General features: G+C 71.2%; 24 protein-coding genes. 10 read left to right on the plus strand and 14 right to left on the minus strand.

The features are described from left to right. Positions 1–32 precede the first annotated feature (32 nt). Positions 33–3,020, plus strand: coding sequence for an aminotransferase (locus QSJ60_RS17625; RefSeq protein WP_285464901.1), 2,988 nt, complete (start codon positions 33–35; stop codon positions 3,018–3,020). 136 nt (positions 3,021–3,156) lie between these two features. Here the strand turns inward: QSJ60_RS17625 and QSJ60_RS17630 are convergent, their stop codons facing one another. Then, the gene (locus tag QSJ60_RS17630) at positions 3,157–4,602 is read right to left on the minus strand and encodes a catalase (protein WP_285464903.1); all 1,446 of its coding nucleotides are present in this window, start codon (positions 4,600–4,602) and stop codon (positions 3,157–3,159) included. A gap of 124 nt (positions 4,603–4,726) precedes the next feature. Next, positions 4,727–5,167: a Fur family transcriptional regulator gene (locus tag QSJ60_RS17635; protein ID WP_285464904.1), complete on the minus strand. Its 441-nt coding sequence runs from the start codon at positions 5,165–5,167 to the stop codon at positions 4,727–4,729. A gap of 135 nt (positions 5,168–5,302) precedes the next feature. Here QSJ60_RS17635 and QSJ60_RS17640 point away from each other — a divergent pair, with 135 nt between their 5' ends. Together QSJ60_RS17640 and QSJ60_RS17645 are read left to right on the plus strand one after the other, a co-directional pair. Then, the gene (locus QSJ60_RS17640) at positions 5,303–5,842 is read left to right on the plus strand and encodes a hypothetical protein (protein WP_285464906.1); all 540 of its coding nucleotides are present in this window, start codon (positions 5,303–5,305) and stop codon (positions 5,840–5,842) included. After that, complete coding sequence (locus QSJ60_RS17645; protein WP_285464908.1) at positions 5,839–6,303, plus strand: GNAT family N-acetyltransferase; 465 nt, start codon at positions 5,839–5,841, stop codon at positions 6,301–6,303. Before QSJ60_RS17640 ends, QSJ60_RS17645 begins: the two co-directional genes overlap by 4 nt. On the opposite strand, the gene QSJ60_RS17650 is transcribed toward QSJ60_RS17645, so the two are convergent. Beyond that, a complete protein-coding gene (locus QSJ60_RS17650) occupies positions 6,300–7,094 on the minus strand; it encodes a glutamine amidotransferase (protein ID WP_285464911.1) in 795 nt (264 codons plus the stop codon). The two genes, QSJ60_RS17645 and QSJ60_RS17650, sit on opposite strands and share 4 nt — an antisense overlap. A gap of 155 nt (positions 7,095–7,249) precedes the next feature. On the opposite strand from QSJ60_RS17650, the gene QSJ60_RS17655 reads away from it, so the two are divergent. The 6 genes from QSJ60_RS17655 (at position 7,250) to QSJ60_RS17680 (ending at position 13,048) form a co-directional block, all read left to right on the plus strand. Next, positions 7,250–8,599 carry an ABC transporter substrate-binding protein gene (locus QSJ60_RS17655; RefSeq protein ID WP_285464913.1) on the plus strand — a complete coding sequence of 450 codons (1,350 nt, stop codon included), beginning with the start codon at positions 7,250–7,252 and terminating at the stop codon, positions 8,597–8,599. After that, complete coding sequence (locus QSJ60_RS17660) at positions 8,596–9,591, plus strand: carbohydrate ABC transporter permease (RefSeq protein WP_285464914.1); 996 nt, start codon at positions 8,596–8,598, stop codon at positions 9,589–9,591. Before QSJ60_RS17655 ends, QSJ60_RS17660 begins: the two co-directional genes overlap by 4 nt. Then, on the plus strand, positions 9,588–10,397 hold the full coding sequence (locus tag QSJ60_RS17665) for a carbohydrate ABC transporter permease (protein WP_230768771.1): 810 nt from the start codon (positions 9,588–9,590) through the stop codon (positions 10,395–10,397). Before QSJ60_RS17660 ends, QSJ60_RS17665 begins: the two co-directional genes overlap by 4 nt. Positions 10,398–10,438: 41 nt before the next feature. After that, complete coding sequence (locus tag QSJ60_RS17670) at positions 10,439–11,041, plus strand: helix-turn-helix domain-containing protein (RefSeq protein WP_230768770.1); 603 nt, start codon at positions 10,439–10,441, stop codon at positions 11,039–11,041. Positions 11,042–11,076: 35 nt separating this feature from the next. Further along, positions 11,077–12,015 carry a PfkB family carbohydrate kinase gene (locus tag QSJ60_RS17675; RefSeq protein ID WP_285464915.1) on the plus strand — a complete coding sequence of 313 codons (939 nt, stop codon included), beginning with the start codon at positions 11,077–11,079 and terminating at the stop codon, positions 12,013–12,015. A gap of 145 nt (positions 12,016–12,160) precedes the next feature. Further along, positions 12,161–13,048 carry a ScbA/BarX family gamma-butyrolactone biosynthesis protein gene (locus QSJ60_RS17680; RefSeq protein ID WP_285464917.1) on the plus strand — a complete coding sequence of 296 codons (888 nt, stop codon included), beginning with the start codon at positions 12,161–12,163 and terminating at the stop codon, positions 13,046–13,048. Here QSJ60_RS17680 and QSJ60_RS17685 read toward each other — a convergent pair. Beyond that, positions 13,011–13,673: a ScbR family autoregulator-binding transcription factor gene (locus QSJ60_RS17685; RefSeq protein WP_285464920.1), complete on the minus strand. Its 663-nt coding sequence runs from the start codon at positions 13,671–13,673 to the stop codon at positions 13,011–13,013. The genes QSJ60_RS17680 and QSJ60_RS17685 overlap by 38 nt on opposite strands. 66 nt (positions 13,674–13,739) lie before the next feature. Between QSJ60_RS17685 and QSJ60_RS17690 the strand changes: the two genes are divergently transcribed. Continuing rightward, a complete protein-coding gene (locus QSJ60_RS17690; RefSeq protein ID WP_285464921.1) occupies positions 13,740–14,615 on the plus strand; it encodes an NAD-dependent epimerase/dehydratase family protein in 876 nt (291 codons plus the stop codon). Positions 14,616–14,827: 212 nt separating this feature from the next. On the opposite strand, the gene QSJ60_RS17695 is transcribed toward QSJ60_RS17690, so the two are convergent. The 10 genes from QSJ60_RS17695 to QSJ60_RS19115 all read right to left on the minus strand — a co-directional run bounded on the left by QSJ60_RS17695 (position 14,828) and on the right by QSJ60_RS19115 (position 26,600). Continuing rightward, complete coding sequence (locus tag QSJ60_RS17695) at positions 14,828–15,511, minus strand: hypothetical protein (protein ID WP_285464923.1); 684 nt, start codon at positions 15,509–15,511, stop codon at positions 14,828–14,830. A 179-nt stretch (positions 15,512–15,690) separates the two neighbouring features. Then, positions 15,691–19,878: a DUF5979 domain-containing protein gene (locus QSJ60_RS17700; protein ID WP_285464925.1), complete on the minus strand. Its 4,188-nt coding sequence runs from the start codon at positions 19,876–19,878 to the stop codon at positions 15,691–15,693. 240 nt (positions 19,879–20,118) lie between these two features. Further along, complete coding sequence (locus tag QSJ60_RS17705) at positions 20,119–21,684, minus strand: helix-turn-helix transcriptional regulator (protein WP_285464926.1); 1,566 nt, start codon at positions 21,682–21,684, stop codon at positions 20,119–20,121. A gap of 396 nt (positions 21,685–22,080) precedes the next feature. Then, positions 22,081–22,971 carry a hypothetical protein gene (locus QSJ60_RS17710; RefSeq protein WP_285464927.1) on the minus strand — a complete coding sequence of 297 codons (891 nt, stop codon included), beginning with the start codon at positions 22,969–22,971 and terminating at the stop codon, positions 22,081–22,083. Beyond that, positions 22,958–23,560, minus strand: coding sequence for a TauD/TfdA family dioxygenase (locus QSJ60_RS17715; RefSeq protein ID WP_285464928.1), 603 nt, complete (start codon positions 23,558–23,560; stop codon positions 22,958–22,960). The genes QSJ60_RS17710 and QSJ60_RS17715 overlap by 14 nt, the downstream gene beginning before the upstream one ends. A gap of 57 nt (positions 23,561–23,617) precedes the next feature. Continuing rightward, entirely contained in the window at positions 23,618–24,088 is a 471-nt protein-coding gene (locus QSJ60_RS17720; RefSeq protein ID WP_285464929.1) for a DUF8462 domain-containing protein, read from the minus strand. Positions 24,089–24,204: 116 nt separating this feature from the next. Continuing rightward, positions 24,205–24,576: a hypothetical protein gene (locus tag QSJ60_RS17725; RefSeq protein ID WP_285464930.1), complete on the minus strand. Its 372-nt coding sequence runs from the start codon at positions 24,574–24,576 to the stop codon at positions 24,205–24,207. Between the two features lie 40 nt (positions 24,577–24,616). Next, positions 24,617–25,435: a hypothetical protein gene (locus tag QSJ60_RS17730; protein ID WP_285464931.1), complete on the minus strand. Its 819-nt coding sequence runs from the start codon at positions 25,433–25,435 to the stop codon at positions 24,617–24,619. A 3-nt stretch (positions 25,436–25,438) separates the two neighbouring features. Beyond that, entirely contained in the window at positions 25,439–26,101 is a 663-nt protein-coding gene (locus QSJ60_RS17735) for a hypothetical protein (protein WP_285464932.1), read from the minus strand. Positions 26,102–26,474: 373 nt separating this feature from the next. Beyond that, positions 26,475–26,600, minus strand: coding sequence for a hypothetical protein (locus QSJ60_RS19115; protein WP_352230696.1), 126 nt, complete (start codon positions 26,598–26,600; stop codon positions 26,475–26,477). Between the last annotated feature and the right edge of the window lie 102 nt (positions 26,601–26,702).

The raw sequence follows: 26,702 nt of genomic DNA on the forward strand, positions 1-26,702 counted from the left end.
ATCCGCCGCCCGCGCACCCCGAAGGACCGATCATGCCCACGCTCCCCCTGCCCTCTGAGCTCGAACTCGTGCAGCCCACCCCGCCCGAACTCTCCCCCGCCGACGCCGAGCGCATCGCCCGCGACGCGTTCGGCCTGCGCGCCACCGCCCGGGCGCTCGGCAGCCACCAGGACCGCAACTTCCTCCTCGACCGCGGCGAGGAGGCCCCCGTACTGCTGAAGATCGCGAACCCCGGCACCACGAGCGCCGAGCTCGAGGCGCAGTCGGCCGCCGCCGCCCGCATCGCCGAGCGCGCCCCCGGCCTGCGCACCCCGCGCAGCCTGCCCGTCACCGCGGGCGGGGCGGATGCCGCGGATGCCCCGACGGTTCGCGAGATCGAGGAGGACGGCCAGCGGCTCGGCGCCCGCGTGCTCGAATTCCTCGACGGTGGCACGCTCTCGGGCGGCGGCCACCTCTCCCCCGCCGTCGTACGCGGCATCGGCGAGCTCGCCGCCCGCGTCGACCTCGCCCTCGCCGACTTCGACGCGCCCGGCGTCGAGCGACCGCACCAGTGGGACCTGCGCCGCGCACCGGCCGTGCTCGACGCGCTGCTGCCCTACGTCGGCGACGCGGAGCTGCGCGCGCGCCTCGCCGGCGCCGCCCGCGAGGCCTGGGCCGTCGTCGAGCGGCTCGCCCCCGAACTGCCGGTGCAGGCCGTGCACGGCGACCTCACCGACGACAACGTCGTCTGGAGCGACCCGCGCACCCGGCTCCCCGACGGCATCATCGACCTCGGCGACCTGAACCGCGGCTGGACCGTCGGCGAGCTCGCCATCACGCTCTCCTCCCTGCTGCACCACGACGGCGTCGACCGCCGCGCCGCCCTCCGCGCGGCCACCGCGTACCACGGACTGCGCCCGCTCTCCCGCGCCGAGGCCGAGGCGCTCTGGCCGCTCGTCGTGCTGCGCGCCGCCGTGCTCGTCGCGAGCGGGCACCACGTCGTCGCGACCGATCCGGGCAACGGCTACGCCGCCGAGAACCTCGGCCACGAGCTCGCGATCCTCGAGGCGGCCACCGCCGTCCCGCTCGCCGTGCAGACGGCGCTCGTGCTCGCGGCGACCGGGCACGAGCCCGAGACGCTCGCGCTGCCCGCGCACGGCCCGCTGCTCGGCGGGGTCCGCCCCGAGGAGTTCGTCCACGTCGAACTCGGCACGACGAGCCGCGCACTGCACGGCGGGCGTTGGCTCGAGCCGGATGCCGAGGCCGCCGCCTCCCGTGCGGCGCTCGCCGCCGGCGCGGCCGTGGCCGCGACCCGCTTCGGCGAGGCGCGACTCACCCGCTCGACGCCCTTCGCCCAGGAGGCTCCGGCGAACGTCGCGCTCGGCGTGGAGCTCGCCCTCGCACACCCGGTCGAGCTGCTGGCGCCCTGGCCCGGGATCGTGACCGCCGGGGACGACGGGCTCGAGCTGCGCGGCGACGGGCTCGTGCTGCGCCTCGACGGGGCCGAGGCATCCGCGCTGGAGCGCACCGCGCCGGGCGCCGGCGTCCACGTCGCCCGCGGCGCCGCGATCGGCCGAGCCGAGACGCAGCTCGCCGTGCGCGTGCACCGCGACGGCGACGCGACCCCGCCGTGGTTCGCGCCCGCCGCCGAAGCCGCGGGCTGGCTCGCCCTCGTCGCCGACCCGAGCCCGCTCGTTACGGGCGCGGATCACGCGAGCACCTCGACGGGCGACGCGGCCCTGCCCGCCGGAACCCGCGACGCCCGCGAACTCATCGCCCGGCGCGAGGCCGTCTTCGCCGAGGTGCAGGAGTACTACTTCGAGGAGCCGCCCGCGATCGTGCGAGGCTGGCGCGAGCTGCTCGTCGACGCCGACGGCCGGGTCTACCTCGACGCGCTGAACAACGTCACCTCGATCGGGCACGCGCATCCGCGCCTCGTCGAGGCGGTGACCGAGCAGTGGCAGCTGCTGAACACGAACTCGCGGTTCAACTACCCCGCGGTCGTCGAGTACGCCGAGCGGCTCGCCTCGCTCGTGCCGGACCCGCTCGACACGGTGTTCCTCGTGAACAGCGGTTCGGAGGCGGTCGACCTCGCCCTGCGGCTCGCCCGCGCGGCGACCGGGCGGCGCGACATCCTGGCCGTGCGCGAGGCATATCACGGCTGGACCGACCTCTCCGACGCCGTCTCGACCTCCGTCGCCGACAACCCGGGCGCGCTCGCGAGCCGCCCCGACTGGGTGCACACAGTCGACGCGCCGAACCCGTTCCGGGGGCGGCACCGCGGCGCCGAGGCATCGAGGTACGCGGGCGAGGCCGTCGCGGAGGTCGAGCGGCTCGCCGACGCCGGCACCCCGCCGGGCGCGTTCATCGCCGAGACGTACTACGGCAACGCGGGCGGGATCGCCCTGCCCGACGGCTACCTCGCCGCGGTGTACGAGGCGGTGCGGCGGCACGGCGGCGTCGCCGTCGCCGACGAGGTGCAGGTCGGCTACGGCCGGCTCGGCGAGTGGTTCTGGGGCTTCGAGCAGCAGGGCGTCGTGCCCGACGTGGTCGCGGTCGCGAAGGCGATCGGCAACGGGCATCCGCTCGGCGCCGTCATCACGACGAAGGAGATCGCGGCGGCGTACCGCAGCCAGGGCTACTTCTTCTCCTCCGCCGGCGGCAGCCCGGTGTCGAGCGTCGTCGGCTCCACCGTGCTCGACGTGATCCGCGAGGAGGGGCTGCAGGAGAACGCCCGCGAGGTCGGCGGCTACTTCCGCGAGCGGCTCGCGGAGCTCGGCGAGCGGCACCCGCTCGTCGGCGCGGTGCACGGCTCGGGCTTCTACCTCGGCCTCGAGTTCGTGCGCGACCGCGAGAGCTTCGAGCCCGCGACCGAGGAGACGGCGGCGATCTGCGAGCGGCTGCTCGAGCTCGGCGTGATCGTGCAGCCGACCGGCGACCACCAGAACGTGCTGAAGATCAAGCCGCCGATGTGCCTCGGCCGCGCGGGCGTCGACGCGTTCGTCGCCGCCGTCGACCGCGTGCTCACGACGGGCTGGTGACCCGCCCGCCTGAAGCTCAAGAGATCCAGGGTTGCCCGACTTTCATGAAAGTCGGGCAACCCTGGGCTGAGTCCCGAGTTGCCCGACTTTCATGAAAGTCGGGCAACCCTGGGCTGGGGCGCGGCTGGGCCGGGCGTCAGCCGGCGTAGGCGGCGCGGAGCGCGGCGCCGAGCTCGGCGTCGACGTTCGTCCAGTACTGGAAGAAGCGCTCGCGGATCTCGTCGATCGTGATCGCGCGCGCCTGGCCGAGCAGCGTCGCCTGGAAGCGCGCCTTCGCGTCGGCCGAGTACACCTCGCGGTAGAGCGTGCCCGCCTGGCCGAAGTCGTCGTCCTCGGCGTGCAGCGTCGCCGCGGCGCGCACGAGCTCGCCGTCCGACTCCCACGAGCCCTCGCCCGCGAGCTGCGCGTCGGCGACCGGGCCGCCGAAGGAGTTCGGCGCGTACACGGGCGTCGTCGGCGCGTTGAAGTGGTGCCGCTGCGCGCCGTCCTGCGAGTAGTTGTGCACGGGCGCCGCGTGCGGCGCGTTCACCGGCAGCTGCGCGTAGTTCGTGCCGACCCGGTAGCGCTGCGCGTCGGGGTAGCTGAACACGCGCGCCATGAGCATCTTGTCGGGGCTGATCGCGATGCCCGGCACGGTGTTCGCGGGCGAGAACGCCGCCTGCTCGATCTCCGCGAAGAAGTTCTGCGGATTGCGGTCGAGCGTGAGCGTGCCGACGGGGATGAGCGGGTAGTCCGCGTGCGGCCAGACCTTCGTCAGGTCGAAGGGGTTGAAGCGGTAGGTCTTCGCGTCCTCGTAGGGCATCACCTGCACCGAGAGGTCCCACTGCGGGAACTCGCCGCGCGCGATCGCGTCGTGCAGGTCGCGGCGGTAGAAGTCCGCGTCGGCGCCCGCGATGGCCTCGGCCTCGGCGGCGTCGAGGTGCAGGTCGCCCTGGCGGCTCGCGAAGTGGTACTTCACCCAGAAGCGCTCGCCGGCGGCATTGATCCACTGGTAGGTGTGCGAGCCGAAGCCCGGCATCTCTCGCCATGACTTCGGCAGTCCGCGGTCGCCCATCAGGTAGGTGACCTGGTGGGCCGACTCGGGCGAGAGGGTCCAGAAGTCCCACTGCATGTCGGCGTCGCGGAGGCCGGAGCCCGGCAGGCGCTTCTGCGAGTGGATGAAGTCGGGGAACTTGATGCCGTCGCGGATGAAGAACACCGGGGTGTTGTTGCCGACGATGTCGTAGTTGCCCTCGGTGGTGTAGAACTTCACCGAGAAGCCGCGCACGTCGCGCCAGGTGTCGGGCGAGCCCTGCTCGCCGGCGACCGAGGAGAAGCGCATCAGCGTCTCGGTGGTGGTGCCTGGCTGGAAGAGCGCCGCCCGGGTGTAGGCCGACACGTCGTGGGTCGTCTCGAAGCGGCCGAAGGCGCCGCCGCCCTTGGCGTGCACGATGCGCTCCGGGATCCGCTCGCGATTGAACTGGGCGAGCTTCTCGACGAGGTAGCGGTCGTGCAGCGCCGTCGTGCCGTCCGGGCCGGCGGTGAGCGAGTGCGCGTCGCTCGCGACGGGCGTGCCGGTCTGGGTGGTGGTGGGGTTCGTCATGCGTTCGTCCTTCGGTTCGTGGGCGGATGGGTGACGAGCCGCGCTGGGCGCGGCGGGCGCGGCAGGGCGCGCCGAACACCGCCGGGCAGGGCCGGCGGGGGCGGTGGGTCGGATGCCGGCGGCGCTACGCCGCCGGTTCCGATCTGCAGGATTCGCAGAGGCCCCAGAAGGTGACCTCGGCGGTGTGGATGGCGAAGCCCCCGGTGTCGGCGGGCTCGAGGCAGGGCGGCTGGCCGACGACGCAGTCGACATCGGCCACGGTGTGGCACTTCGTGCAGACGAGGTGGTGGTGGTTGTCGCCCGTGCGGCGCTCGTAGAGCGCGGGCGAGCCGGCGGGCTCGATGCGGCGCAGCAGCCCCGCGCCGGTCAGGGCGGCGAGCACGCCGTAGACGGCCTGCAGTGAGGTGGTCGACAGTTCGCCGCGCACGCGCTCGAAGACGGTGTCGGCGTCGAGGTGGCCCTGGCCGCCGAGGGCGGCGAGCACGGCCTTGCGCGGCGCGGTGACTTTGAGGCCCGCGGCGCGCAGTCGCTCCGCGTCGTCCGTCGCCATGCCGTGCACCTCCATGCCTCGACCCTAGCAAGTTGTTTTGAATGAATCAAAACAACTGGCGGATGCCTCGCCGGTTCGCCGCCCGATGCGGCGGCGCCCGCCGCCGAGTGGCAGGATCGATGCTGTCCACCGCAGCTGAGGAGCCCCACCATGACCGGACTCACCGACGTCACCCTCGACGACGACGGCGACCTGACCGCCACCGCGACGCTGCCCGGCGACCGCGTCGTCGCCGTGCTCTCGGAGCCGGAAGAGGGCACCACCGCGGAGCTCGGAGCCATGCGCGCCCTCGTCGAGCGCGCCCTCGCGCCCCTCGGCGAGTCGCACCTGCTGGCCGCCGATGCGCGCGCGGCCGAGGAGCTCGCGGTGGAGGACGGCGAGACCGTCGAGGTCGCGCTCGAGGGCGTCATCGTGCTGCCCGACGCGAAGCTCGTGCTCATGTACGACGCGCCCGGTCAGGGCGTCACCGTCTTCTGCGCCCTCGACGATCAGCTCGCGGTCGCCGAGGTGGAACTCGACGAGGACGACGAGGAGTTCGAGTACGAGTACGAGCTGGAGGGCGACGGCGACGGCGACGAGAGCCGCTCCTTCGCCACCATGGACGAGCTGCTCGACCACCTGAGCCGGGCCGAGGCATCCGAGCGCGGCGCGGCCGACGCCGACGCCGAGAACGGCGACCGCCCGGCGTGACCGCGCCCGTCGCCGTCCGCGAGCTCGGCGGGGCCGAGCTCGACGCGCTCGCCCCTCGCCTGCTCGAGATCCAGCACGCCGCCTACGCCGTCGAGGCGGCGCTCATCGGCGACGACCGCATCCCGCCGCTGCACGAGACCGAGGCGGGGCTGCGCGCGTCCGGCCTGCGCTGGCTCGTCGCCGAGCGCTCCGGCGAGCTCGCCGGAGCGCTCGGGTTCACCGTGGTCGACGAGGTGCTCGACCTCGACCGCCTGGTCGTCGCGCCCGAGCACGCGCGCCGCGGCGCGGGCCGGGCGCTCGTGGTCGCGGCGCTCGCCCTCGCGCCCGAGACGGTCGTGGCGACGGGGCGGGGCAACGAGCCGGCGCGCGGCCTGTACGAGTCCGCGGGTTTCGTGCACGAGGGCGACCTCGAGGTGCTCCCCGGGCTGTGGATCAGCCGCTTCCGACGGGCCGCCGCCTAACGATCGGCCGCCGCCGAACGATCGGCCGTCGCCGACGCATCCTTCGCGGCGAGCCAGTCGACGAGCTGGGCGAAGAGCCGCCCGTAGCCGTCCCACTCGGAGAACTCCGGCGGGCACCAGTGCGGCGCGATGTCCGAGGCCCAGGCCGCGCTGCGCCCGGCGCCGTGCTCGCCCACGACGAGGAGCGGCAGCCCCTGCTCGGACTCGACGAGCACCGTCGAGCCGGCCGACGGCGTCAGCCGGTGGTGCCCGAGCACCGGCGGCCAGCTCGCCGGCAGCCCGCGCACGGCGGGGTGCTCCGGATCCAGGACCGCCCCGTGCGCGCCCTCGGGCGTCTCGACGCGGTCGTCGTAGGGCAGCACCTCGACGGGCAGCGCCCGCTCGACGGCGGTGCCGTGGTAGAAGCCGCCGCCCTGGAAGCCGGCGAACGAGCGCCAGCCGCCGCACATCAGCAGGCCGCCGCCGGCCTCGGTCCACTGGCGCAGGGCCTCGAGCCGGTTGGGGCGCACCTTGGCCTCCCGCCAGACCTCGGGCGGCAGCAGCAGGCTGTTCGCCCCAACGTCGGAGAGGATCACGACGTCGTAGCCGTCGAGCTCGCTCGCGTGGAACGGGAACGAGCGGGTGGCCTCGTCGGCGCGCATCCAGGTGACCTCGTGGCCGTGCGCCGTGAGCGCCTCGACGAGCGGGCTGCCGCCCGACTCGAAGCTCGTCATGTTCAGCGTGTCGAAGCCCTTGTAGTGGATCTCGTGGACCACCCACGATTCCCCGACGAGCAGTACCGATGCAGCCATTGCCATCCTCGTGTCGCACAATGCCGCCACGGGCGTGACGGCGAGCGCCACTCTACATGCCTCTCAGGAAAGTATATAGACAAGAACTTGCCTGTGTGGCACTATCTCGTCTCGGCAGGGAAAACCCGGCCTCCCCCGAGACAATGGAGTTGAGCGTGTCCACACCCACCTGGCGCCGCGCGGCCGCAACCGCCGCCGCGCTCGCCGTCGCCGTCCCGCTCGCCTCGTGCGCCGCAGCCGGCGACGCCGCGAGCGACCGCATTTCCGTCCTCATGGTCGGCAACCCGCAGATGACCGATCTGCAGGAGCTCACCGAGCAGCACTTCACCGCCGAGACCGGCCTCGCCGTCGACTTCACCGTCCTGCCCGAGAACGAGCTGCGCGACCGCGTCGCCCAGGACCTCGCCGCCGGCGTCTCGAAGTACGACGTCATCAGCATCAACTCCTCCGAGACCCCGTACTACGCCGACCTCGGCTGGCTGCAGGACCTCACCGCGTACACCGAGCAGGACACCGCCTTCGACGTCGACGACGTGCTGCCCTCGATGCTCACCACGTACAGCGCGAGCGACGGCGGCATCCACGGCATCCCGTTCTACGGCGAGAGCTCCTTCGTGATGTACCGCACCGACCTCTTCGAGGCGGCCGGCATCACGATGCCCGAGCACCCCACCTGGGACCAGATCGCCGAGTACGCTGCCGCCCTCGACAGCGGCGACACGGCCGGGATCTGCCTGCGCGGCCAGCCCGCCGCCGGCCAGATGTTCGCCCCGCTCGGCACGATCGTGAACACCTTCGGCGGCACCTGGTTCACCGAGGACTGGGAGCCGCAGGTCGACTCCCCCGAGTTCACCGAGGCCGTGCAGTTCTACGTCGACCTCGTGCGGGACTCCGGCGAGACCGGCGCCGCGCAGGCCGGCTTCACCGAGTGCCTGAACCTCTTCGGCCAGGGCAAGGCGGCCATGTGGTACGACGCCACGGCCGGGGCCGGCCTCGTCGAGAACCCCGAGACGAGCACCGTCGCCGGCAAGGTCGGCTACGCCTACGCGCCGACGAAGCTCACGGACTACTCCGGCTGGATCGCGGGCTGGGGCTGGGGCGTCCCGAAGAACAGCGCGAAGGCGGATGCCGCGTGGGAGTTCATCTCCTGGGCGTCGAGCGCCGGCTACGAGGAGCTCGTCGGCTCCGAGATCGGCTGGAGCAACGTGCCCGACGGCAAGCGCGAGTCGACCTACTCGAACGCGGACTACCTCGCCCACGCGGGCGCCTACGCGCCCATCGTGCTCGACTCGATCAAGTCGATCGACCCGCGCGACCCCGGCGTGCAGCCCCGCCCGACGATCGGCACGATCTTCGTGGCCATCCCCGAGTTCAGCCTGCTCGCGACCCGCACCGCCGAGCAGATCAACGCGATCCTCGCCGGCCAGGCCGACAGCGTCGCCGACGCGCTCGCCGTCGGGCAGGAGCTCGCCATCCCGATCGGGCAGGAGTACGCGGGCGAATGATCCGGACGCCCGACGCTCCCACCGCCACCTCGGCACCGGAGGGGTCCCGCACGCGGGGCCCCTCCGGCCCGGGCCGCCTGGCCGCGGCGGCCGCCCACGAGCGGCGCGAGAACCGCCGCCGCTGGCTGCCGCTCTGGCCGGCCTTCCTGTTCCTCGTCGTGCTCACCCAGCTGCCGTTCGTCGTCACCCTGGTGATCTCGGTGCTGGACTGGAACATCCTCCGCCCCGACGCCTTCGGCTTCGCCTGGGTCGACAACTTCGTCGCGGTGTTCACGGACGCGCGCATGCTGCCGGCCGTGCTCAACACGATCGTGCTGACGGCGGGCGTCGTCATCGTCTCGCTCGTGATCGGCACGGCCGTGGCCCTCCTGCTCGACCGGCCGTTCCCCGGCCGCGGGGTGGCCCGCACGCTCATGATCGCGCCGTTCATGGTCATGCCGATGGCGGCGGCGCTGATCTGGAAGCACGCGATCCTCGACCCGAACTTCGGGATGCTGCAGCGCATCGCTGACTGGGCCGCTTCCCTCACCGGTGCGGCGCCGCAGTCGATCGACCTGCTCAACGCGGCACCGATGACCGCGCTCATCGCCTCCCTCGTCTGGACGTGGGCGCCGTTCATGATGCTCATCGTGCTCGCGGGGCTCCAGGGCCAGCCCGACGACGTGCTCGAGGCGGCGCGCGTGGACGGCGCGAACGAGTGGCGGATCTTCGTGCACATGACGCTGCCGCACCTGCGGAGCTACCTCTCCCTCGCGGCGGTGCTCGGCACGCTCTACGTCGTGCAGACCTTCGACGCCGTCTTCGCGATCACGCAGGGCGGCCCCGGCACGGCGACGACGAACCTGCCGTTCGAGATCTACCAGACCATGTTCCGCAAGTTCGACTACGGCCAGACCGCGGCGGCGAGCGTCGTCGTCATCGCCGGGGCGCTCGTCATCGCGAATCTCTTCGTCCGCGTGCTCACCCGACTCGGAAAGGAGCGCGGCGCATGACCCGCACCCGCGCCGGAGCCATCCGCATCTTCCTCGCCTGGGCCGCCTGCGCCCTGTTCGCCGCTCCCCTACTCTTCGTCGTGCAGGCGTCGCTGCGGAGCGAGGCCGACGCCGTGTCCGGCGAGCTGCTCGCGCCGTTCACCCTCGACCAGTGGCGCCTGCTGCTCGACTCGGACGCCACGAAGTACCTGCTGAACTCGGCGATCGCGAGCGGCTGCTCGGTGGTGCTCGTCATCGCGCTCGCGTTCCCGGCCGCCTACGCGCTCGCGGTCCGCCCCGTGCGCGGGGCGGAGCAGTTGCGCATGTTCATCCTGTCGACGAAGTTCCTGCCGATGGTGGCCGCCATCCTGCCGATCTTCCTGCTCGTCTCGACCGCGGGCGCGCTCGACCAGATCTGGGTGCTCGTGCTGCTCTACACCTCGATGAACCTGCCCATCGCGATCTGGATCCTCTGCTCCTTCCTCCTGGAGGTGCCCGCCGAGATCGTCGAGGCGGCGCAGCTCGACGGGGCGGGCCTGCGCCGCATCCTGCTCCAGGTGATCGCGCCGGTGGCCCTGCCCGGCATCTCGGCGACGGCCCTCATCTGCGTCATCTTCAGCTGGAACGAGTTCCTCTTCGCACTCAACCTCACGGCGACGTCCGCGAGCACCGCGCCCGTGTTCCTCGTCGGCTTCATCACCAATCAGGGGCTGTTCCTCGCCCGGCTGAGCGCTGCCGTGCTGCTCGTGTCGCTGCCCGTCCTCGCCCTCGGGCTCGTCGCACAGGGCAAACTAGTGCGCGGGCTCTCCCTCGGAGCCGTCAAGTGACGGAGCGGGAGGCCTGGCTGAGGATGAGGAGGAGTGCGCGGATGGCGTTCGACGAGGCGGCGGAGGGCATCGACGAGGCGCAGGTCGGCCCGCGGCTGAAGCAGCTGCGCCAGGACCGCGGCTGGGTGCTGAGCCGCCTCGCCGCGGAGACCGGCCTCTCCGAGGCGTTCCTCTCGCGCATCGAGACCGGCGCGCGCACCCCCTCGCTCGGCACCATCATCGCCGTCGCCCGCGCCCTCGGTGTGCGCATCGGCGACATCTTCGACGAACCCGACGCCGACGAGAGCTACGTGCTGCACCGCCACGACGAGCACGCCGACGACGTGGTGGGCGGGGTGATGACGGGCCTCGCGAGCCGGGCCCCCTGGGCTTCGATGGAGGCCGTGCGCCTCGTGATGGCCGCCGATCATCCCGGCGCCCTCTCCAGGCACGCGGGCGAGGAGTTCGTGCTCGTGCTGTCGGGGGCGATCCGGGTCGAGCTCGGCGCCGAGCGCCTCCGCCTCGAGGAGGGCGACAGCATCCACTTCGACGCCGACCTCGAGCACCTGCTCGCGGCCGAGGGCGGCGCACCGGCGACCGTGCTCCTCGTGGTCGTCGACGCGAAGCCCGTTCCGGGTGCGCCGCACCCGCACGCCTCCTACTGAACCGCCGATCCGAGAGCCGAGAGCTGGGAGCCGAGATGACCGCAGCGAGCTGGCCAGCGGGCGCGCGCGCCCTGTCGATCGGCGAGGCGCTCGTCGACGTCGTGCACGACCGCGCCGGCGGCGTCGCGGAGCATCCGGGCGGCAGCCCGCTGAACGTCGCCGTCGGCCTCGCCCGACTCGGCGCGACCGTGCAGCTCGCGAGCTGCCTCGGCGACGACGCGCACGGCGCGATGGTGCGGCGGCACGTGGAGGCATCCGGTGCGGCCCTCGCCCCCGGCACGCTCGGCGCGATCCAGCGCACCTCGACCGCGCAGGCGACGCTCGCCGCGGACGGCGGGGCGAGCTACGAGTTCGCGCTCGAGTGGCGACCGGCGCGTCCGGAGGTGGCCGGCTTCGACGTGGTGCACACGGGCTCGATCGCCGCCTACCTCGAGCCCGGCGCGACGACGGTGCTCGACGCCGTCGGCGAGGCCGCGGCGAGCGCGCTCGTCTCCTTCGACGCGAACGTCCGCCCGACGCTGATCGGCTCGCGCGGCGCCGCCGTCGGGCGGGTCGGCGCGTTCGCCCGCATCGCGCAGCTCGTGAAGATGAGCGACGAGGATGCCGCGTGGCTGTACCCGGAGCGCACCGCGGAGCAGTCCGCGGCGGCGCTCGCGGCGGAGACCGGCGCGGTCGCCGTGATCACGCGCGGCGCGGCGGGCGGACTGCTGGCCGCCGGCGCCGAGGTGCTCGACTTCCCGGCGTTCCCGATCACGACCGTCGACACGGTCGGCGCGGGCGACTCGTTCATGGCCGGCTTCCTCTTCGCCGTCGTCGCCGACGGCCTCGCCCCGGCGCTGCGGCGGCGGGCGGCGACCGCGGGCGGACTGCTCCCCGCGGCCCGTTTCGCGGCGGCCTGCGCGGCCATCACGGCGTCGCGCGCGGGCGCCGATCTGCCGAGCCGCGACGAGGTGACGGCCTTCCTCGCGGGCTGACTCCCGGCGACTCACCCCGTGCGCATGAGTGCGCGGGTACAGGCATCCCCCGATTCCTGCACCCGCGCACAGCCCCCCGACTAAGATCAGCATACCGCCTCCCCGGTTTCCCGTGAACCCCGAGCCCGATTCCCTTGGAGCGCCAGTGCTGTCCTTCGACCGAACGGTCCCGCGCCGCCTCGTCCACCGGCGATCCACGAGCGAGGTGCTGCCCACCGATTTCGTGCGCTGGGGCGAGCACGAGTACATCGCCGCGCTGCAGTGGCCGAGGCGGCACGGCTACTTCGAATCCGAGCTGCCCGGCTCGGCCCTCGTGACCGAGACGGTGCGCCAGCTGACGATCCTCGCCTGCCACGAGGGCTTCGGCGTGCCGCTCGAACACCGCTTCCTGATGACCGGCCTCGGCTTCGCACTGCTCCGGACGCCGCTCGCCGCACGGGCGGGCTCCGCGGCGGAGCTGCACGCGACGGTGCGCGCGACCCGACTCGTGCGCACGCCGGGCGGGGCGTTCCGCAGCGCCCGCTTCGAGATCTCGATCGGCGAGCCGACGGGCGGCGCCGTCGCCGCGGGGCACGGCGACGCCCTCGTCATCGGGCCGGCCGCGTACGCCCGCCTCCGCAGCGGGCGCGCCGGCACCACGCCGCCGCTCCGCCGTCGCAGCCCGCTCGTGCCGGCGGCGGCGGTCGGCCGTCTGCTCGAACAGGACGTCCTGCTCATCGACGGCGACGGCGCCCTCACGCTCGATGTCGACCGGCGGCATCCGGTCTTCTACGACCATCTGCTCGACCACGTGCCCGGCGCCGCGCTCATCGAGGCCTGCCGGCAGGCGGCCCGGCTCGAGGCAGCCGATCCCCGACTCGAGCTCGGCCGTTTCGAGGGCGAGTTCGACCGGATCGTCGAGTTCGACCCTCCGGCGACCGTCCACGCGACGATCCGGGGCGAGCAGGCCGCGTTCGAGATCCGTCAGGGGCGGCGTGTGGCGATGCGCGCCGAGGCTACGCTCGTTTCCGTCGGCGTGCCGGCTTCACGGTGAACACCTCGTCGGCGAGCGCGAGCTTCGCCGCGAGCTGCTCGGCGGGGATGATCGCGGTGAGCAGCACCCGCCAGAGGTCGTGGATGCGGTCGATCAGGTCGGCCCGCCCCGTGAAGGTCTCCGAGACGAGCTGCACGCCCGTGTACGAGGGGATGAGGGTGCGCGCGAACACCTCGGGCGAGATGAGCCCGTTCGTCTCGCCCACGGCCTCGGCGCGGCGGGCGAGCTCCTCGAAGCTCGCCATCCAGTCCCGGTACGGGTCGAGCAGCGGCGTGTCGAAGGTCGAGGAATCCGTGGTGAGGCGGATGCCGGCGCGCACGATGGGGTCGCTGGTGAGCCGCTCGGCGAGGTCCATGCAGAGCCGGAGCATGTGCTCGACCGGCGTGAGTTCGAGCTCGAGGATCTCGGCCGCGGCCTCTCGGGTCACCCGGTGCTGCTCCTCGATGAGCGCCCGGGCGATCTCCTCTTTGGAGTCGAAGTGGAAGTAGAGGGCGCCCTTCGTGACCCCGGCGGCGGCACCGATGTCGTTGAGCGTCGCGTTGGCGTAGCCGGCGGTGCGGATCACCTCGGCCGCGCCCAGCATGATCTTCGCCCGCGTCCGGCGCGCCCGTTCCTGCTGGACCATTCCACCCCGCTTCGTTTCGGCTGCGGTCAACCCTAGCCAACCTCCCCCGGATGAATGGAGCCGAACATGCCCGGAACCTCCCGAGCGGTGCTCGCCGTCCTCGGCGCGCGCGGCTTCATCGGCTCCCGGGCCGCTGAGGCGGCGCGTCGCCTGCCCGGATGGTCGGCCCGCCCGATCACCCGGGAACTGGCGGACGTGCGGGACGCCTCGGCCCTCGCCGCGGCGCTCGCCGGCGCCTCCGCGGTGGTGCACGCCGCGAGCCACGTGGGGAGCGACCCGCAGCTGCACCGCTTGGTCAACGTCGAGGGCACGGCGAACGTGGTCGCCGCCGCCGACGCGAGCGGCGCCCGAGTCGTGTACCTCAGCACGGCCGCCGTCTCGGGACGCGGGCCGTTCCACCGCCTGGACGAGGCGGATGCCCCGCTCGCCCCGAGCTCGCCGCTCAGCGCGAGCCGGGCGGCCGCCGAGCGGCTCGTGCTCGACGCCGGCGGCCTCGTCGTGCGCCCGCACCTCGTGCTCGGTGCGGGCGACCGCTGGGTGGGGCCGGGCGTCGCAGCGCTGACCGCCGCGGTCGGCGGCCTCGTCGACGGCGGGCGCGCCGTGCACTCGGTGATCGAGGCGGGCACTCTCGGCGGCCTGCTCGTCGAGCTCGCGACGGGTCCGCGCCCGGAGCACTCGGTGTTCCACGCCGCCCATCGCGACCCCGTGCCGGTGCGGGCGCTCGTCGACGCCCTCTGGCCCCGGCGGCCGGCCCCGCCGAGCGTGTCGATGGCGCAGGCTCGGGCAGCGGTCGCCGGCTCCCCCGGGCTCGAGCGGGCGCTCGCGCTGCTCTGCGTGGATCACGACTTCTCGACCGAGCGCGTGCGGGCCGAGTCATCCGCTCCCCTCGATCGGCCGTTCACGCTGCCGGCGAGCGCGGTCGAGTGGTACCGGCGACCTTGAGCGCGGGGATGCAGCACACCCGACGCACCGCTGTCAAGGCCCGGGGCCGCGGGGCCTCGATGCGATTCACTGGTGACGTCGCTTCGGGGGAAGCGGCGGCCCGGTAGTGAGAAGGGGGCTTCTCCTGCTGGATGCGTCAGGGGCTGGCGCGGCCGGGAGCACATGTTGAATGGCTCCCGGCCCACCCTGCGAGCAGGGCCGCGAACGCGCGGCTAGTGCGTGTAGACGTTCTCCGCGCCGGTGTCGGCCGTCGGCGCCTCGACTCCGGAAGTCCAGTTGACGGTGTTGCGGTCGCCGTGCACCTCGAGCGCACCGGTGATCGCGGTGAGCACCACCGTGGCGTCGTTCGCATTCAGCATGACGCGCTCGGCCTCGTCGCCGTTGACGGTGGCGCCGTCGCCGTCGATCACGAGTTCGCCCGCGCGCTGAGTGGTGAGGTGCGTGCCGGCCGCCTCGGTCACGAGCCGCTGCACGGAGTCGACGTTGAGCGTCACGCCGTCGGCGAGCACGAGCGCCTCGCCCCACTCGGCGCCGAGGACGCTGGCGTTCGCGCCGGAGACCTCGACCGATTCCGCGGACTCGATGTTGCCGCCGAAGTCCGCGCCGCTGATGGTGACGGTACCGCACGGGCCGTCGACGACCGCGCTGGAGCCCGCGGCGGCGATCACGATGTCCTCGCCGTCGACGCAGCTGCCGCCCTCCGAGAGATCGCGCCCGCCCGCCTGGGGCGTGTCGTTCGCCGCGGCATCGGACGGAGCCGTCTGCTCGCCGGCCGCGGGCCCCGCTGACGGCGCGGCACCGGCGCAGGCAGTGAGCACCAGCGCGAGCGCGAGCACCCCCGCCCCGGCCGCGAGCTTCGCTGCTCGCCTGCGAACGAACGTCTCCCGAACTGCCATGGTCATCCCTCTCGATCGCGGCGCGCTGGGCCGGACGGCCCCGATGCGCACCCAACCAGATTAGCTCGGGATACCAATCTGCCTCGGGAGTTCTCCACAACCGCGGCCGCGCACCCGGGGACGCCGAGCGGCCGGCGCGCCGGGAATCTCACCCGACGGCGCCGGCCGTTCGCAGCCGCCTAGCCTCGAGCGCGCCGTCGCGCGATGAGGACCGCGGCTCCGCCGAGCATCGCGAGGAGCGCAGCGCCCCCGACGATGCCAAGCGCGACCCCGTCGACGCCGGTGCCCGCGAGGGCCGGGCCGAGCTCGAGCCGGTTCTCGAGCGAGAGCTCGGCCGCGGCGGCCGACTCGCCGGTCACCGTAACCGTGGCGACGGCGCTGCCCGCATCGCTCGTGACCGTCACGCGGTCGTCGGCGGACGACCAGTCGGCTCCGGCCCATCGGATCCCCTCGGGGAGCTTCGCCGTCCCCTCCTCGACCCGGAGCTCGGTGCCGAGCGGGAGCCCGTCGATCGTGGCGGGAGTGCCGGCGGTGAGCTGGACCTCGCGGCTCTGCGGCTCGCCGAGCAGGTCGCTCCAGGTGATGGTCACCGGGAAGCTCGTCTTCGCGGCGGCGTCCCGGCCCTCACCGGCCAGCGTCTTGGTGATCGTGACGCTCCCGAGGGTGGGGACGGCCGTGTTCACGAGCGCCACCTCCGCGGTGTCGGCCGCGCCGATCGTCACCACCGCGGTGCCGTCGCCGCTCGCGGCGACCCGGTCCCCGCTCCAGTCCGGCGTCGCCCAGGTGAACTGCGCGCCGGCCTCGAGCCCGGTCTCGCTCAGCGTGACCTCGGTGCCGTGCGGAAGCAGCGCCGGGAACTTCACGACGGTCCCGTCGGTCGGCACCTCGAGCTCGAGCGACTGCACGCCGTCGCCCGCCATCCACTCGGCCAGGACGGTCACTGCGGCAGGCACGTCCGGGTGATCCCCGCGGACCCCGTCGACGCGCTTCGCGATCGAGAAGTCGCCGGGAGCCCAGGTGGCCTCGTTGACGACGGTGACGAGCGCCACGTCATCCTGCTGGTCCGAGACGACGACCGTCGCGGAGCCGTCGCCGTGATCGTCGACCCCCGCACCGGAGATCGTGATGGACCCCCACACGACGGTGTCGAAGCGCGGCTGGGCGCCTTCGGTGATCGTGACCACGGTGCCGGCCGGCAGCTCGACGCCGAGCGGGGTCGGCTCCGCGGTGCCGATCATCAGCTCGCGGGCGTGCTCGACGTCGTCCGCGTCGACCCACCTGGCGGTCACCGGGAACTCGGCCTCCGGATCGACCTCGCCCGCCGCCTCGCCGGCGACGGCCTTCAGCAGGCTGAGGCCCGCGGTCGAGGTGGCGGCGTGGTTCTCGAGGGCGACGGTGGCGTCGGCCGTCCTGCCGATCGTCACGACGGCGGAGTCGCCGTCGACCGTCACTCCGGGTCCCGACCAGCTCGGCGCGCCCCAGGCGATGCTGGAGCCGTCGACGAGCGGGGTCTCGCTCAGCGTGACCCGGGTGCCGATGAGGAGGTCGGCACCGAGCGGCACCGGCGTGCCGTCGGTCGGCACGGTCAGCGTCGTGCTGCCGGGGACGCCCTCCTCGGTCCAGCTCGCGGTGACGGTGACGGTGTCGGAGACGGCCGGGTTGTCGGCCTGCGCACCGGTGACGGTCTTCGTCACCGCGAAGGTGCCGACGGTGCGTTCCGCGCTGTTCGTGACCGTGATCGCGGCCGGAGTGGTCGCGTGGCCCGCCGAGACAGTGACGGTCGAGGGGGTGATCACCGGCGCCGCCCAGGTGAGGGTGTCGTCGTCGACCGGCCGGAGCTCGGTGAAGTGCACGGTCGCGCCGATCGGCAGATCGGCGAGCGTCACCGGCACGCCGGTCTCGAGCTGCAGGACGCGGTCGGCCTGGGCGGGGAAGCCCTGCCCGAGCGCGCTCGTGTCGATGGCCGCGGTGACCTGGTACCGGCGGTCGGCGTCGACGAGCCCGGCAGCGCCGCCGCCGAGCTCCTTGACGATGGTCGCGGATCCGAGCAGCGCCTCGTTCGTGAGCGACACCGCGACGTTCACGCCCGGGTCGATCGAGGCGATCGCGGTCTTCCCGTCCGGGCTGACCGTCACGCCGGGCCCGTCGGCGAACACCGGGTCGCCGAACGTCACGCCCGGGACCGTCGGGAACGTCGGCTCGGTGAGCTCGACCGTCCAGCCCGTGCCGCGTGCGTTGAGGCCGCTGATGGGGGCGCCGTCGAGCGGCACCTGCAGCTCGTACTCCTTCTGCACCGTCGCCGTCGGGTCGATCTCCTTGACGTGGACGGTGAACTTCGTGTCGGCGGGCACGAACGCCGCGCCGGCGTTGTCCACGAGCGTCTTCACGAGCGACACGGAGCCGCGGGTCACGCCCTGACCGGTGCCGCTGCCGCTGTTGTTCTGCGTGGTGGTGGAGCTGAAGGAGACCCCGTCGCCGGTCAGCGTGTTCGAGTACACGGTGCCCGGGGCATCCATCCCGCCGGTGGCGGTGCAGGTGGTGTACGTCAGCACGTACTGGTACTCGCGGCTGAAGCCGTCGCTCGTGCCGGTCGGGATGGGGAGGTCGACCGCGTCGAGGTCGAAGGTGAGGGTGTTGCCGGCGAGCGAGGCCGCGGTGGACCCGGTGAGGTCGACGGTCTGCAGGCCGCCGTTCTGGATCTGGTCGCGCGCCTCGACCCGGAGGCCCAGGCGGGCCGCCAGCCCCGCGCTCGGATCGCCGGCCGCGCAGACGGCCTGCGAGTCGGAGAGCACGTCCGTCAGCGTGAGCACGCCGTCGACGTTCTCGATCAGCTGACCGGGGATCGTGACGGACCAGCCGATGGTGGTCTGCGGCATGTGCTGGACCCCGTCGAGGGTCACGGCCGCGGTGTTGATGCGGCCGGTCTTGCCCTGGCTCCGGTTCGGCACGGTCGCCTCGTTCGTCGCGACCGCGCCGTCGACGTCGACCGAGTTGGCGTACGCGGTGCCGCCGTTGGGCAGCTCGGTGGCGGTCACGCAGGTGGTGTACGTGATCACGTACCGGTGGTCGGATGGCTTGAAGGCCACGGCGCTGTCGTTGAGGTCGAAGCGCACCTGGAACGCCTGCGGGCTCGAGGCGAGCGTGGTCGGCGTGAGCTTGCCGGTCAGGCTCTGCTGCAGCTGGTTGCTGGGGCCGTACCGTTCGGTGATCTGGATGCCGCTGATCGTGTCGGTGCACAGCTGGTGCCCGGCGCCGAGGGTCTCGGTGAGGGTGAAGCCGTCCTTGCCGAGCAGCTGGTCGCCCGGGACGACGACGGTCCACGCGACCTTGCCGTTGCGCTCCGCGCCGCCGAGGACGCTGCCGGACTTGCCGAGGTTCACGTGCCACGGCAGGTTGGCGACGGTGCCGACGCCGTGGCCGGCCTCGCCCCAGCCCTCGATCTGGGCGGAGTTCTCGTACTCGGTGCCCGCGGGGTCGATCCGGCCGTCTTCGGTGCAGGTCTGGTAGGTGACCCGGTAGGTGACGTTCGCGTCGAACGGCCCGGCGAGCGCGAGGCCGAACGAGGTGTCGCCGGGTGCGCCGTCGAGCGTCGCGATGCTCGTCACGTCGACGACCGTGCTGCCGCGCACCGTCTGCACCTTGAGTCCGGTGGGGTCGCAGAGCGCGTGACCGGCGCCGAGGGTGTCGGTGATGCGGGCGGTATCGCCGCCGGCGGCGACGAGGTTCGCACCGGGGATGTCGATGGTCCACGTCATGGACCAGTTGTTCTGGTTCATGACGCCGGACTTGGTGACCTCGCCGGGCAGCACGATGCCGTCGTCGATCCCGCCGGTGCCGGGGAGGTCGACCATGACCGGCTTGCCGTTGAGGTCGAACTGGATCGCCTCGGCGGTGGTCGCCTGGACCGCCTCCACCTGGAACTGCCAGGTGCCCATGACGAGCTCGGGGAACGACTCGACCTCGTCCGTCAGCTCGCAGGTGGCGATGCCCGACGCGGTGTCGGTGAGGCAGTTCCCCCACACCACCGGGTCGCCGCTCGGGGTGGTGCCGGTGAGCTGGAACGGCACGTTCTGCGGGAACTTGAGCTGCGGCGGGAGCCCGATCGTGAAGGAGTCGCCGACCTTCGGGTCGGCTTCGCTCGCATTCCACGAGCCCGACACGGTGAGCGAGTCGCCGATGGTCGCCTGCGTGTCGGCCGGCGCGATGGTCACGTCGCCGACGACGATCGCGGGGTTCGGGGCGGCGTGCGCCGCGGACGGCAGCACGACCACCGCGACGAGCGCGAGCCCGATGGATGCCACGAACGCCAGCAGGCGCCGGACGAGGCTGGGGTGCGGTCGGTGACTTCGCGGCGCGGTCGAACGCAAGGCACGCTCCTTCGGTGAATCGGGTGGGCGCGACGGGGTCGCTGCCGATCGGGTTCTCGCTCCGTTGGGAGCGCGCGCGTCAGTCGGTCGGGATGCGTCGGATTCGGCCGGATGCGTCGGGTCCGACCGGCTGGGCGTCACTTCGACTATGTCCGACCGCATGTGAGATGCAGCCCGGGAACGCAGGACTTCACCCTCGGCGCGCGGAGAATCCCCCTGAGGGTGAAGTCCGCGAGCCGATCAGTTGCGGATTCCGGCCTCGCTCGCGGCGAAGATCGCCGCCTCGAGCGAGCGCACGCCGAGCTTTCGGTACGCGGACCGCAGCTGGCTCCGCACCGTCTCGACGCTGACGAACGAGTCCCGCGCCACCTCCGCGCGGGTCTTCCCGGACATCAGTCCGAGCAACACGGCGCGCTCGCGGGGCGTGAGCAGGGTGTGATCCCTCGAGCGGTCGAGGGACACGAGCTCCTGGTCGATCTCGGCGACGGCGTCGAGTGCCTCGCGCGTCCCGGTCAGCTCCGAGAGCTTCGTGAGCACGGCGGGCCCCGCCACGACGAGCGACCTGGGGATGCCGTTCTCGAGTGCGAGCGCGACGGCGCGCCGGAACTCGCGGGACGCGATCGCGTCCTTGCCCTCCGAGAGCGCCCGGGCGGCTTTGAGCAGGTGCATCTCCGCTGCCGCTCGCGGCCGGTCCCGGCTCTCCCGGAGCACCGCTTCCACGAGCGTCGCGGCGGCGGTCGGGTCCTCCGCCGCACGGATCGCCGCGAGGCGGACGCGCACGATCCCGTGCGCGTCCTGCTCCGCGCTCCGCTCCAGCAGCTCGACCGCGAGCGCGCCGCGCCCGGTCAGCCCGTTCAGCTGCGCGCGCGCCACGTCGAGGTGGACGCTGTTCGCGGGCTGGGCCACGACGTCCGACGGCCAGGACGCCGCCTCGGCCTCGAGCTGGGCGAGGAACCGCATCGAGTCCTGCTTCGCGGCCGGCAGCTGCGAGCGCACCATCAGCGCGAGCGCCCACAGCTCGGAGTCCTGCTCCGCTCGGCGGTCGTCGGTGAGCAGCGCAGCCGCCTCGTCGCCGTGCCCCCGGTCGAGGAGTCGGAGCGCCGAGGCGAGCCGGAGCGGGACGCCCATCGCCGCCCGCTGCCAGGGCTCGATGAGGTCGGCGAGGGCATCCGCCTCCGCGGCGGCCCGGTCGGCGGCCGGTCCCCGCCCGGCCAGTGCGTGCGAGAGGGCGTAGTACCCGGCCGTGCAGTACGCGATGTCCAGCTGCCCGGTCGCGACCGCGACCCGCAGCACCTCCTCCGAGCCGTCGACGACCGTCACGTAGCCGGTGCTCATCAGCTCCGTGCGCAGCCAGTGATGCTGCAGCCGGGCGAGCATCGCCGGCGGGATCCGCGCCGCGGCCGCGGGCAGGGCGGCCCGGGCGCGATCGACGTGGACGAGACTCTCGGCGGCGCGACCGTCGGCGCGCGCGGCGATCGCGGCGACGGTGCCGCCGAGCACGGCGCGCAGCGCCTCCGCCTCCGAGCGGCGTGCGCCGCTCCAGCGAGCGCGGTGCGAGGCCGCGTTCGTGCGGAAGGTCGACTTCAGGTGGGCGCCGAGCTCGGTGAACACGGCGGTCAGCAGCGGATCGGCCGGGTCCGGCGTGCAGAGGCCCATCGCCAGCGCCAGTGTGATGGAGCGGTGCTCGAGCAGGTACATCCAGTGCTGCGCGACGAGGGACGTGACCGCCTCGACGTCTCGCTCGCCGACGGCACGGCGGAGCGCGGCGCGCGGATCCGCTGATCGTTCGGTTCTGTGGGAAGCCACCATGAAGCCCGGGTCGAAGTCAGTCCGCTCGGGGTACGGACCGTCTTCTCCATCTAAACAGGGCTCAGGCCGGCCCCCGGGCCGCCGCATCGTGATGGCCCGCGAACGGGGGGGGTCACCACTTCGCCGTCAGTATTCGCGGGCTCGCAGGCGCCGGCACCCACGAACACTGACGGCGAGCAGCTCGGGATGGCCAGAAGGAAGGACGAAGGCCACCGGAATCCGGCGGCCTTCGATGTGAAACTGAGGTGGACGGTTCGCGTATCTCGCCTTGCCGTGTGATTCCGCGCCCTCTGAGGAGCCCCCACAGTCTTAATCCTCTCAGCCAGGATGGCTATTCCTCCGAGCTTTCCCGCTGCGCTCTAATCATCAGACGCTGAATGCGCCATTGAGCGGTCAGTCGTTGCCGTAGTCGGGCTCCTCGTAGGCGAGCATCAACCGATCTTCAAGGGACTCTTCCAGTTGCTGGACGAGTTGTTGTTTCACGCCAGCGGCGACACACTCGGCCGTAGTTTCGAGGGTCAGTGCGCAGACCTTGCATTGCAGGGCAGTCACAACGTAGACCGCGTCACGGGTAAGTTGGCCTTCCTCAAATCGCTCGGCAGTCAGCCGAACCTGGTCGGCGCGTAGCCAGGCCTTCCAAGCGCAGGCCGGGCATGTGGCTACGAAGCTGTAGCCGTCCGGCCCCGGTGACGACGAGCGGGATGCGATCTCTGCTGGATTGAGTTTGGTGAGGAACGCTCTTGCTGCTCTGATCCGTTCCTCGACCTCGTGCGCCAGCTTCTTGTCCTGTGCGTCGATTAGCTTGCGCCCCTCGGCAATCACCGCAGAGGTGAGGAAGGACTCGAGAGGAATCCCGAGATGTTCCACGATCACATCGGCGACTCGAATGAGTTTTGGCAGCCAGAAGTCATTCGTGGTGTTCTCGGCGATGGGCGCCCCCGTGTGCAGCTCCGCGTTGCGGAGGCCCACGAGGACGGACGCGTCGTCGGCATGCGCTTTCGTGAACCCCTCCACGATGGTCTGCAGACGAGTGATCACTGTTGAGACCGGAATGGACTGCGGCGTCGAGTTTGATGCGGCTATGAATCCGTTCGCGTGCAAGATCGAGGTTCCGTCTGGGACGGCGAGCAGGGACGCATGTACTTTTGCGAGAGGGAGCCGTAGGAGGAACTCCAGGCCGAGGAGGTTCCAGATCACGAACTCAGCGTCGTCAGACTTGGTGTGCTTGCCGCCGCGCCCGAAGTATTCGACTGCTTTCGCGTAGATGCTGTCAAAGTCCCACATTGGCGCCTCCGATGTACTCGCGCGTCAGGAGCCGACGTTTGCCTGCCTCGACTTCGGGTCTTCTGTGCAGCAGACGGTGGTTGTCGACGATCACCGTGGCGCCCTCCGTCCACGGGACCCGAAAGGTCACGGGCAGAGCCTCGATTCGGGCTTCTAAGGTGCCTGAGTCCACACGGCCGATTCGCGGGTCCCACCTGATCTTGTAGGCCCCTCCGCCGACAGGCGTCGCTACAGCGAAGCGCTGTTTTCGCCCATCACGGCCGGTCATCGTCACCATGGTCCGCGAAAGTTCGGGCAGCAGGTCTGCTGGCAGCGAGAGGAACTCAGTTGGCGTCGAGGACTCGTCCACCGTGCAGCGGAGAACCATCCACCGCGGCGGGCGAGATGAGACGGCGCCGTCGGTGTGCCAGGGAAATGAGCCTCGTCCGAATCTCCCTGACAGGCTCCATAGGTCGCCTGCGTCGCGCGCCTCGAGCACAGTCGCTCCCCAGCGTGGGCCGAGGCTCTCGAGCCGTTCGGTGGCTCGTGTTTGCTCGTGGTGCACCTCAACGCCGTCCGCTTCCAACGTCCACTTCTTCGTGAGGTGCATCCGCTCAGCGTATATATGCATACGCCGCGCACAAGTTCGACACACGTGCCATGCTCATCAGTCCCCGTACTGTCGTTCGATGTAGTCGAGCATCCCAGGGACCGTGAACGCTACGACGCCCCTGGCGGAGGCGGAGAGAACGCCTTTGTGCAGCAGCTGCTGTCTCGTGGTGCTCAGGCGGCCTATTGCGACACCGAGGTGTGCAACGATGTCGCTGGTCCTCGCGCTGTCGGCGCCCAAGCCCGCCATCGCCTTCAGGTACCTGCGTTCGGTGCGCGTGGCCTGGCCCCAGCGCGAGGGGTAGAGACCTTCGTCGAAGGATCTCCGGCCCTTGATGAGCCCGGCGTTGGCGTCGGCTGCTGTGATCTGCTTGTCGATGGCGGCATCCCAGGTGGCTTTGCCGAATGTTTGCAGGAAGAACGGGTAGCCACATGCCGCGTCGAGGAGAGATGTGAGCGCTGCAGCTTCGAAGCTGACGCCGGCGGACTTGGCGGCTGGGCGGTTCCGACGCCCGGTCGAGGAAGTCATCGCGGAAGCCCATCCCAGATACGCGATCTCGCAGCCTGAGGTCGTTACTCCGACCAGCGTTCCTGATCATCCAGTGAAGTGCGATGGCGGCCTCGCCCGCGCGGCAAGGCTACTAACTAGCGCTGCCCTTGCTCCCAGAGCATCAGCCGCGCGGTCGAGGTCAGCACGACATTGAAGTCTTGGTCACCGTCGAGGTATCCGATGAACACGTCTTGTGGGAACGCGATTGGATTCCCGTCGCGGTCCTCGCTGCGAGCGTTGTCGAGCAACTTCACGACAATCGCGGGGGTCCCGTAGTCCGGGTACTCGGCTCCGCGAAGGAAGGTCTTCCACTGGACGAGGTTGCCAGCATCGATGCTCGCTTCCTCGTTCAACGAGGCGTGCGCGGCCCGCAAATGCTCTTCATAGCTCGACGTACCCACGTACGCACGATAGCTACGGAACCGCTCCTGCTCTTCCCGACGAAACGCCGAGTAAATGTCGGTCATGACCGCCTCCGCGGGATCCACGGCGGGCTCAGGTTGCGACTCATCGGTCATACATTCGTGCCCTTTCCGTGAAGTCCGCGACGCGCGGGGATCTAGTCTGCTCGCTGGCTAGAACCCGTTCGATAAAGAGACGCATTGCTTCGCTGTAGTCCCGTCTCGGCGCGAACGGCTTCTCGGCATCTCTGACGGGCGCCTGTTCGGCCAGGCGTTGGCCCCTCAGCCACACGCGCAGCTCATCAACTGCCTGATCGAACTCGAACTCTGACGCGAATAGTTGGTGCACGATGATCGCCTCACTGCGGACGAACTCGTAGGAGTAGCGGTCCCGTCGCTCCGCGAAGTACAACCCACGGTTTAGCATCGACGCCCGCGTCGGCTTAAGCGGCAAACCGGTGTACAGGGCATAGATCGTGTCGGCATCGCCATGGCTCATCTCAAGCGAATCGAACAAGCTCCGATGTAGCGCTCCTTGAAGACCGACCGCAAGACCATGCACGAGATCATGGAACTCTTGACGAGTTCCTTTCGCCCAGCGAATACCCCTCGAGGCGGTGCTCCACGCTCGAAGCTCATACGCCTGTTCGAGAACGGCGGCGCAATGTCGGACTCCAGCAACGAACGACTCCCCGGCGAGCCACACCGTCTCGCCCGGCGCCAGCTCGACACGGTCACGAGCACCGAGGAAATGAACATAGTCGTTCGCCCCGCCGGCGAGCGGGACCAACGATTCAGGTGCCCAACCCAGCCCAGGGGCGACGAGCGTTTCCCGGGCGTCAGGCGTGAGCACGACGGAAGGAGCCGCTTCGAAGATCTGGCCGTCAATGCCTGCCAGGTCTGCGACGAATCCGACGAGTTCCACCAGCTAGTTTCCTCTCGAGGCCAGAATATCCGACCGTACACTTTCGATTGGTGACGCCGTCTCTACCACAACCGTAGCGACCAACCGAAGATGTTCAGTGTATTGGTCGATACTGAGTCTTCTAGATGCTCGTACCCATTCCAGGTAGTGCTGCCGCTTCCCAGGCGTGACGTACGCCCGGACCGGGGCGACCGGGTTTGTGCGAAGGCCATCGACCGGGATGCGGCCTTCGAACGTCCAACTCTGCGAATCGCAGGCGGGAAGGTCCACCTCTTCAACGAGGTGATACCCAGGCCTCCCGGCTTCCACATAGTCGTCGGGTGCGCGGAATGCCCCGCTGATCCATTCGTTGAGTTGCCTTTCGTACGAGAGGTCGTCCCACGTCCATTGTCCGAGCAGCCGCCGACGTTGTTCTTCGTCGAGTTCCACTCGAGTCCTGATCCATCCGTGGGCGAGTCCTCCCGTATCGAACGGGGAGACACACCACGTGGCGACTTCCACCGGTCCGTCGTTCGCAACGATCATGTCGCCGTAGTCGGGGTGCGCACGGTCAACGTAGAAGTAGGCCGACCTTTCGAGCCCGAGCCGCTCTTCAGCTTCTTTGGTCTTGGGCCGGGTCTCGATGCGGTCGAATTGTCCGGTGAGGCGGAAGTAGAGGAGCTCCATCCAGGGGATGAGATGTGGTTGCCCGCTGTCGGGACGCGCGCCCTGTATCCAGCTCACAGCCACCGCGACCCCCATTCTTGCAGTTCACCGATTCTGCCCCAACTGCGCCAAGCGGTGCGAGGAAGCCGGCCTTCGCGTCGTGTGAGGACCACCAGAAGGGAGGAATTTCACCGACTCGCGCACGCGGGACGCCCGTATTTGCAGGGCAGAATCTCGATGCGGCACGCGAATCCCCCAATCAGAGGGGTATGGCCTCGAACTCCCGCGTGCGAGCGACAAGTTTGCGAGCGCGTCGGCAGCGACAGCAGATGCCGAACCTCTTGTGTCCCGATCAGCGACCAGCCCGCAACCGACTTGATGGTGCTGTTCCGGCTTAGTCCGTCGAGTTGCGGATCAGGTCGAGTGGGTCGACCTGGAAGGCCTCGGCGAGCTTGGTCGACGCTCGCAGCGATGGATTACGCTCATCCAGCTCGAGACTGCCGGCGTATGTTCGATGCATGCCAGACTTCCTGCTCGAGCGGGAGGAGCGGCCTTTTCAGGGAACTGCCGGGACGGCTGCGCCCCATGCCCGCCGACGCCGCAGCCGCAAATCCACCGCAGG

Source organism: Agromyces sp. NBRC 114283 (assembly GCF_030268405.1).
GTDB classification, from domain to species: domain Bacteria; phylum Actinomycetota; class Actinomycetes; order Actinomycetales; family Microbacteriaceae; genus Agromyces; species Agromyces mediolanus.